Annotated in this window: 7 protein-coding genes and 1 pseudogene; 7 read left to right on the forward strand and 1 reads right to left on the reverse strand. The window is 63.9% G+C overall.

What is annotated here, in order from left to right:
* Window positions 1-78 precede the first annotated feature (78 nt).
* The 7 genes from IH615_RS00910 (at window position 79) to IH615_RS00940 (ending at window position 7,931) form a co-directional block, all read left to right on the forward strand.
* Complete coding sequence (locus IH615_RS00910) at window positions 79-483, forward strand: transposase (protein WP_144706539.1); 405 nt, start codon at window positions 79-81, stop codon at window positions 481-483.
* Entirely contained in the window at window positions 480-827 is a 348-nt protein-coding gene (gene tnpB, locus IH615_RS00915; protein ID WP_186400866.1) for an IS66 family insertion sequence element accessory protein TnpB, read from the forward strand. Before IH615_RS00910 ends, tnpB begins: the two co-directional genes overlap by 4 nt.
* A gap of 93 nt (window positions 828-920) precedes the next feature.
* Window positions 921-2,501, forward strand: a complete 1,581-nt coding sequence (locus IH615_RS00920; protein ID WP_291359089.1) for an IS66 family transposase — start codon at window positions 921-923, stop codon at window positions 2,499-2,501.
* Window positions 2,498-3,115, forward strand: coding sequence for a plasmid pRiA4b ORF-3 family protein (locus tag IH615_RS00925; protein ID WP_186400867.1), 618 nt, complete (start codon window positions 2,498-2,500; stop codon window positions 3,113-3,115). The genes IH615_RS00920 and IH615_RS00925 overlap by 4 nt, the downstream gene beginning before the upstream one ends.
* A gap of 919 nt (window positions 3,116-4,034) precedes the next feature.
* Window positions 4,035-4,853: a phage integrase N-terminal domain-containing protein gene (locus tag IH615_RS00930; RefSeq protein WP_291359084.1), complete on the forward strand. Its 819-nt coding sequence runs from the start codon at window positions 4,035-4,037 to the stop codon at window positions 4,851-4,853.
* A 1,018-nt stretch (window positions 4,854-5,871) separates the two neighbouring features.
* A complete protein-coding gene (locus IH615_RS00935) occupies window positions 5,872-6,603 on the forward strand; it encodes a helix-turn-helix domain-containing protein (RefSeq protein WP_291359086.1) in 732 nt (243 codons plus the stop codon).
* A gap of 275 nt (window positions 6,604-6,878) precedes the next feature.
* Window positions 6,879-7,931 carry a Fic family protein gene (locus IH615_RS00940; protein WP_291359087.1) on the forward strand — a complete coding sequence of 351 codons (1,053 nt, stop codon included), beginning with the start codon at window positions 6,879-6,881 and terminating at the stop codon, window positions 7,929-7,931.
* Between the two features lie 249 nt (window positions 7,932-8,180).
* Here IH615_RS00940 and IH615_RS00945 read toward each other — a convergent pair.
* A pseudogene (locus IH615_RS00945) lies at window positions 8,181-8,630 on the reverse strand (site-specific integrase); the annotation flags it as partial.
* Window positions 8,631-8,764: the final 134 nt, after the last annotated feature.

The following is an 8,764-nucleotide window of genomic DNA, read 5'->3' on the forward strand; positions in this document are numbered from 1 at the left end:
GTACCCCTCCGGTGAAGGCCGCCTTGCGGGCTGAGGGCGAACGTCGGAAGTCCTAGGGATAATCCTAGGAGTAGCCCTATGACGATGCCGCGGGTGGAGGTGATCACATCGGTCGAGAGACGCCGCCGCTGGTCGCGTGAGGAGAAGGAGCGCCTGGTCGCGGCGTCGCTTGAGCCTGGCGTGTCGGTTTCGGAAGTCGCGCGATCGGCGGGCATTCACGTCAGCCAGCTCTTTCGATGGCGCAAGGAGCTGTGCGATCGGGTCGATACCGGTTCATCGCAATTGGTCCCGGTCGAGATCGTTCCTGCCGCTGCCATACCGCCCGCCGTTGAGGCGGCGGTGCCATCGGCGTCTCCCGGCCGCAGTCGCCGCAAGAGCGGCATCATCGAGATCGAGCTTGGCGGCGGGCGCCGTGTCCGTGTCGATCGCGACGTGGATGCCGAGGCGCTGCGGCGCGTGCTGGACGCGCTCGGGTCCCGATGATTCCGGTTCCGAGCGGCGTGCGGGTGTGGCTGGCGACTGGCCACACCGACATGAGGAAGGGCTTTCCGGGCCTGGCGCTGGTGGTGCAGGAGACGCTGAAGCGTGATCCGCACAATGGTCACCTGTTCGTCTTCCGCGGCCGCCGCGGCGATCGGATCAAGGTTCTGTGGCACGACGGCCAGGGCGCCTGCCTGTTCTCGAAGAAGCTCGAGCGCGGCCGCTTCATCTGGCCGTCGCCGGCCGACGGCGCGGTCACGATCACGCCGGCCCAACTCGGCTATCTGCTCGAAGGCATTGACTGGCGCATGCCGCAAAAGACCTGGCGTCCGACGGCGACAGGCTGACGATTTTGGCCTTGCACATGGTGGTGGATATGATTCCATCGCCCTGTGTCCACCGCTGAATCGCTCCCTTCCGACCTCGCCGCCGCCCACGCGATGATCCTCGCGGAGCGCGCCGCGCGCGTCGAGGCCGAAGCGCTTGCCGCCCGTGCGGCGGCGGTCAGCTCCGGGACCGAGGCGCTGATTGCAAGACTGAAGCTGGAGATCGAGAAGCTCAGGCGCGAGCTCTACGGCAGCCGCTCGGAGCGCAAGGCCAGGCTGCTCGAGCAGATGGAGTTGCAGCTCGAGGATCTGGAGGCGAACGCAACCGAAGACGAACTGGCGGCGGAGCACGCGTCGCGCGCCACGACGGTGAAGTCGTTCGAGCGTCGTCGTCCATCGCGCAAGCCGTTCCCGGAGCACCTGCCGCGCGAGCGCGTCGTGATCGCCGCTCCCGAGAGCTGCGCTTGCTGCGGCTCGACCAGGCTGTCGAAGCTGGGCGAGGACGTCACCGAGACGCTGGAGGTGATCCCGCGCCAGTGGAAGGTGATCCAGACGGTGCGCGAGAAGTTCTCGTGCCGGCAGTGCGAGGCGATCAGCCAGCCGCCGGCGCCGTTCCACGTGACGCCGCGCGGCTTCGCCGGCCCGAACCTGCTTGCCATGGTGCTGTTCGAGAAGTTCGGCCAGCACCAGCCGCTGAACCGGCAGAGTGAGCGCTATGCCCGCGAGGGCGTCGATCTGAGCCTGTCGACGCTGGCCGATCAGGTCGGCGCGTGCGCGGCGGTGCTGCGTCCGCTTCACGCCCTGATCGAAGACCATGTACTGAAGGCAGAGCGGCTTCACGGCGACGACACCACGGTGCCGATCCTGGCGAAAGGCAAGACGACCACCGGCCGGGCCTGGGTCTATGTCCGCGACGATCGCCCCTTCGGCGGGGCATCACCACCGGCAGCCCTGTTCTACGCATCGCGCGACCGGTCGGGCGATCATCCCGAGCGGCACCTGAAGCAGTTCAACGGCATTCTGCAGGCCGATGCCTATGCCGGCTACAACGGGCTCTACCTCCCCGACCGGAAGCCCGGACCGGTGACGGAGGCGCTCTGCTGGAGCCATGCACGGCGCAAGTTCTTCGTGCTTGCCGACATCGCCGCCAATGCGCGTCGGGGAAAAACCGCGCCGCCGATCTCACCGATCGCCTTCGAGGCCGTCAAACGCATTGATCTGCTATTCGACATTGAGCGCGACATCAACGGACTGCCCACGGAGGAGCGCCTCGCCATCAGGTCGGAGCGGAGCGCGCCGCTGGTCGCCGAGTTGGAAGAGTGGATACGTGACGAGCGGGCCAAGCTGTCGCGTCACGCGCCCACCGCACAGGCTATAGACTACATGCTCAGGCGCTGGGAGGGGTTCAGCCGTTTCCTCGCAGACGGGCGCATCTGCCTGACCAACAATGCTGCCGAGCGGGCGCTGCGCGGTCTCGCCCTCGGCAGAAAGTCCTGGCTCTTCGCCGGCTCCGAACGAGGTGCCGAGCGTGCGGCCGTCATGTATACCCTCATCGGCACGGCAAAGCTCAACGATGTCGACCCGCAGGCTTGGCTCGCCGATGTGCTCGCCCGCATCGCCGATACGCCGCAGGGCCGGCTGAGTGATCTCTTGCCGTGGAACTGGACGGCGCAATCTGCAAGACTGGTGGCATGAGCCACGCCGATCGCATCGCCCGCATCATGATCCACCTCGATGACTGGCAACCCGCCATATGGCGGCGCGCCGAGGTGCCGCTGACGGCAACGCTCAAGGCCTTGCACGACGTCATCCAGGCGGCAATGCCGTTCGACGACTATCACCTGTTCGAGTTCCGCGCCGACGGAAAGCGCTACGCCATTCCCGATCCCGAATGGGACAGCCTGCGCGACAGAACCTACTCGGCGAAGACGACGCGGCTCGGAGCGCTGGTCGATCGCGGCATCACGCAACTGGCCTACACCTACGACTTCGGTGACGACTGGCGGCACACGATCACCATCGAGGCAATCGCCGACGCCGATCCCGCTGTCGAGTATCCCCACTACATCGACGGTGCCGGCCGCGCGCCACCCGAAGATGTCGGCGGCATCCCCGGCTTCGAATTGTTCCTCGACGCGATCACCAATTCCAAACACGAGCAGCATCGCGAACTCAAACGCTGGCACGGCCGCCCGTTCGATCCCGCACATGCTGCTGAAGACGAAATCCAGACCCGGATCAAAAAGCTCGCCAGACGCCGCGCTCTCGGCAAGGCCGGCTTCGAGAAAAGCCGCAGTCAGGCGCGCTGATGATCCGAGGCGGCTGCGGTCCTCGCCGGAGGCTTACCAATAAGGGTTTGCGCGTCAATTCATTGTGTGATGACCGCATGACGGCGAGCTGGTAGGATGATCTTGTACTGAGACCGGCGTGGCAGGCGGTCGTGCCTGCGGGCATATTTCTGCTGCAAGGCCGTAACCAATCGGCCATTCCCAGACGCGCTCCGGCTCCCTCGCGCGCGTCGGCCCTGCCAGCAGGGTGGAGCCTGACCTTGTCGCAGCCGCTATCGGCCGCATTGTCCCAGGACCCTGCATGAGCAGGGGTTCGATCTTTTTCCCCCTTGCCTTCGGGCTGTCGGCTTTTCATTGGCGTTTTCGCCGCACGCCTCATCGGCTCTGCGGCAACCGTCATCATCGGCCGTCTCCGGCTCTCACCGGACTGCGGCAGCAATCTTCCCTTCTGCCTTGCTGGCGGCGGCGATCATTCGCTAGCCGCTTCGTCTTCGTCAGCTTCGAGCCGCTGCGGCAATTCTCACCGCCGCCTCGGCCGTGCCGTCCTGTGGCAGCCATCATCTTCCATCCACGTCTCACAGGAGATTTTTCCATGCACCGGAACAGCATCCTGTCGCACCCCTCGTCACCCTGCTGCGGCAGGCCGGTCCTGCATCCGCCATGACGCAGGTCTCTCGTCCCTTCTCCTTCATCCTTGCGCGGCTTTCGACTGCGCCCCTTCCGCCCGACTTTCCTCGAGGAAGAAGGACGGACGCCTCATTCGAGGCAGCAGGTGATTTCGAGCGCACCTGGCCCCTGGGCCCTTCGGGGCATTCCGCGTCATGCGGGATGGCATGAGCACTAACCGGACGTACCCGCTCGGAAGCAGATGGAAGACCGCAGACGCCTCGCCGCACCGCGCGCCGGGGTGTGAGAATCTTTTTTGCCCGGAGAATGGATCATGGACGATTTGACCTACGAGTTGAGGCAGATGTGCCACCGCAACAGGGACGGCGGCCGTAAGACGCAGGCCCAACGGATGCAGTCGCTGACGCTGATCGCGCGTCAGTTGAAGGAAGGCGGCTTCCGCAACATGCGTGCCACCTCGCTGAAGGAAAAGCATGTCGACGCGCTTGTCGATCGCTGGAAGGCAGAGAACCTGTCTGCCGGCACGGTCAAGAACCGCATGTCGCATTTGCGGTTCTGGGCGCAGAAAGTCGGCAAGGCTGGCGCCATCCCCGCCGGCAACGCGGCGCTCGGCATCCCGCAGCGCCAGTCTTCCGGCGTCAACAAGGCCAAGAGCCTCGACAGCGAGCAACTCGACCGCGTCAATGATGCACACGTCCGGATGAGCCTTCGTTTGCAGCAGGCGTTCGGCCTACGGCGTGAGGAGTCTATAAAATTCCAGCCGGCCTATGCCGACCGGGGCGACCGCATCGCGCTCAAGGGATCGTGGTGCAAAGGCGGACGGCCGCGCAGCATTCCCATCACCACCGCAGAGCAGCGCGCCGCGCTCAACGACGCCCATGCCCTTGCCGGCTCCGGCGCGCTGATCCCGGCCCGCGAAAAATATATTCAGCAGCAGAATCGCTATGACGATCGGTGCCAGTCCGCCGAACTCTGCAACATGCACGGCCTGCGCCATGCCTACGCACAAGCCCGCTACGAGATTCTGACCGGCTGGAAGTCACCCTTTGCCGGAGGACCGGCAAAGCACGAGTTGACGCCTGAGCAGCGCGCCATCGACACCGCAGCGCGGCAGCCGCGAACTGGGCCATGAGAGGATCACCATCGTCGCCACCTATATCGGGCGGTGACGCACCCACGATGCGCGGGATCGGGCAGCGATCCCGTGCGTTTGGGACAGGTGGCATGGACTCTCCACCGCCGCCATGATCGCGCCCGCGCCGATTCGCATCTTCGGCATCCGGCGCGTAACGACCGGCTGCCCGAAACAGGTGAACTTGTCGCCGCACAAGCCGCCGTGGCCCGAACCATACCGCTCCGGATGGCGATGGATTCGACAGGCTTCATCGCCTTTCGTGATGAAAGGAAAGCGCCGGTTTGCTATGATGAACCCGCACTGACCTTCGGGCGGATTCCTGAAAGACCGACGCAGCAGGCGGTCATACCCGTAGGCCCATTCTCTGCTGGCCGTATCCAGCCGGCCATTCCAGACGCGCTCCGGTTCCCTCGTCGCGTCGGCCCTGTCAGCAGGGTGGAACCATACTTGTCACAGCCATGTATCCGTTACGGCGGATGCCGGCATCTTTTCCAAGCCCTGCCACGCAGGCCAGGCAACGTGTTTATAGCCCCGGCTTCGCCGCGGGCTTCATCCTCCTGTCGGTGTCCGGCATTTCGCCGGAGCGCCGTCATTTGTCGTCGTGCGTGTGGCCGTCAGCGCCGCTGTCCCCTTGTCGCAGGCTTTTCGCCTGCGACAGTGCATGCGCATTCAAGGCGCGGCAGCACCGCTTTTCTCCGCAGGGCAGCGGTCAGCCGCCGCCCGCACCCTGTTCACCAGCTTTGAGAAGCCCCGCCCGCGCCATCGGGCAGGAAATCGCAGGTTTGCTGAAACAGTGGTGAGCGCATAGGAACAACCTCTCCTTGCACTAGCAAGGAGAGGTTTCCGGTCAGTCAAAGATGCAGGCTCCTTGGGGAGGCTCAGCTTCACCTTCCGAAACAGCCGGCGTCCGCGAGCCCGCAAGAGGCATCTCTTGCGGGACGGGCGACGCTTTGCCTCGACCGAAGCCTTGCCCGCTGCCCGGCTGCGCCCACCCGAACGGGAAGGGTGAAGACCCATGTTCGAACAGATCGGGGCGGCGCTCGAAAGAGTGCTGGACAAGAAACAGGCGCGCGTGCCCGTCAGAAAGCATAGCTACCGGCACGGCCAGCGCGAAGGCGGATTCTGGAGGAAGGCGAGCCGGCAGGAGGTACGGCGCATCCTGCTTGCGGCAAAACGCTACGAACTGACCCTGCGCCGCAGGGGCCGGCGCTGCGGCCCGCTCGGCTCGGTGGCGATCGAGGTGCTGGAGTATTTGGCCAACCTGGTCGACTTCAGGACCGGCCGGCTGGAGCCGTCGATCGTCACGCTGATGCGCCGGCTGAAGCGGTCGCGCGACGCGATCGTGCGGGCGTTGAAAAACCTGCGCACGCATGGCTTCCTCGACTGGCTCAGACGCTACGTGCCGACAGGCAACGAAGGACGCGGCCCGCAGGTGCGGCAGGCTAGCAACGCCTATCGCCTGCATCTTCCCGAACGGGCGAAACGGTATCTCGGCCCATCGGGACTTCCCGAGCAGCTTCCTGAGGATTGCGAGCACGCGCAGGAGGTTCGCCACGCTGAACTGGCAACCTACGGGAAATCGACCCCGCTCGAAGAACTGGCCCTGTCCACACATGGGGACACCCCCCTGGGACAATCCCTTGCGCAGCTTGGAAGGAACGTCGAACGGCACATGCGGAGCCAACAGCGTGAGTCCGCCAGACGGGCAGAGTCCGAATCTTATTCTATAAAACCATCGCCGGATTGAGTGACAACGACTGTCGCAACCTCCTTCACGAGACATGCGACAACTCCGGCCCGTATAGCGGCAGGCCGTCAGGCCAACGATGCAGCCCCAAACCGCGACATTCATCGCTGCGGCAGCCGACGCATTCGCTGCCGGACTGGATGCGGCCGGGTCGCACACGGGAAGACCGACTTTCCCGCCCCCGTCGGTTGGAGAGGGATGGATAAAATCGGGTGCGCAATCGGGTGAAATCAGGTATTATCGGATATGGAATCGGATATCAGCGTGTCCCAGTCATGAGGGAGCCACGGATCACATTTGGCCCCGACCTCGTCAAACTCATCGCCGAAATCGATGAGTTCAAAGGCAGGTGGGAGGTCCTGAAGACACTCTCGCCGGACCGCCTCAACGCCTTGCGCAAGGTGGCCACGATCGAGAGCGTCGGCTCGTCCACACGCATCGAAGGCGCGAAGCTCTCGGACGCCCAAGTCGAGACGCTTCTTTCCAACATCGAAATCCGCTCCTTTGCAACACGCGACGAACAGGAAGTGGCGGGCTACGCGGAAACGATGGACCTCGTGTTCGAGGCTTACGGCGACATGCGCCTGACCGAGAACCATATCCACCAGCTTCACCAGACGCTCTTGCGGCACAGCACCAAGGACGAGCGTCACCGGGGCGCGTACAAGACCTTGCCGAACAATGTCGTCGCCTTCGATGCGGAAGGCCGCGAGATCGGCGTCGTCTTCGAGACCGCGACGCCCTTCGATACGCCGCGCGAGATGGAGGCGCTTGTCGCCTGGACGCGCAAGGCGATCGAGGAAGAGGCGCTTCACCCGCTGCTGATCGTCGCCGTGTTCGTGGTGGTCTTCCTCGCGATCCATCCGTTCCAGGACGGCAACGGCCGTCTTTCCCGCGTCCTGACGACCTTGCTGCTGCTGCGAGCGGGCTATGCGTATGTCCCCTACGCATCGCTGGAGCGCGTCATCGAGGAGAACAAGGACCTTTACTACAAGGCGCTTCGCCGCACGCAGACGACGCTCAATGACGATGTGCCGGATTGGGAGCCGTGGATCGGCTTCTTCCTGCGCTGCCTCAAGAAGCAGAAGGATGGTCTTGCGGCCCGGCTCGACCGGGAGCGGGTGGCGCAGGGCGGCGAGGAAGAGCTGCCGGCGCTCGCCATCCAGATCATCAAGGCGCTGCGGGAGCGCGAGCGCCTGTCGATTGCCGAACTTGCCGACATTACGGGAGCCAACCGCAACACGTTGAAGGTACGGCTGCGCGAACTGGTTGCGGCAGGCCGCATCCGCCAGCACGGAAAGGCGCGGGCGACATGGTATTCGTTATAATCGCGGGCGCTGCTGGAGATAGCGTATAAGCTCCCCAAGCTCGCGCTGGCCGGGATTCATGGCCTCACGGCCCAAGCGCGCTTGCCGGTTTCGGCCATGCCGAAAAGCGCCAAGGGAAAGGGTGGGAAGGCAAGGGATCAAGGGAAAGGAAGCAAGGGAAACGGCCCTATCTTGAAAGGGCAGATGAAAAGGCAAAAGGGTTCCCCTTCAAAGCCCATCCTCACCTTCTCTGGTAATGAGGCAATCGGGTTATCGACGTTTGACCTTCCGCCCGTCGTGAAGAGGAATAATTTCTGCTCCCTCTCGAAGCTGGTCGAGATAGTCCGCCCACCATTGCATCATCGCAACGCGTTCGTCCCAATATTGTCCGCGCGCATATGCTCGGCGAACGGCGCTTCCCTCCAGATGACCCAGCTGGCGCTCAATGGAATCCACGGACCACTTGCCGCTTTCGTTTGCGAGCGTCGCAAACGCGGCGCGGAAGCCATGGCTTGTCATCTGGTCTTGGCCGAAACCCAAACGACGCATGGCAAGCGTCGTCGTGTTCTCCGAAATCGGAATTTTGGAGGAAGTGGTGGACGGGAAGATGAGCGAACCCTCGCCACGGACCGTCAGCGGGCGCAATTCCTTGAGGATTGCAATCGCCTGATCAGGCAGAGGCGTGGCATGCACACGCCGCATTTTCATGCGGCCTAGGTTGTAGTGACGATTTAGGGATTCCGCTTTGAGAGCAAATCAGATTCCATGCTGCCTTTTGGAGGTCAGTCATGGATGTCGATGCGCTGAACGATGAGCAATGGGCTCGGGTCGAACCGTTCGTTCCGGGTGGGCGG

The sequence above is a fragment of the Devosia sp. genome, assembly GCF_014860165.1.
Lineage (GTDB): Bacteria > Pseudomonadota > Alphaproteobacteria > Rhizobiales > Devosiaceae > Devosia.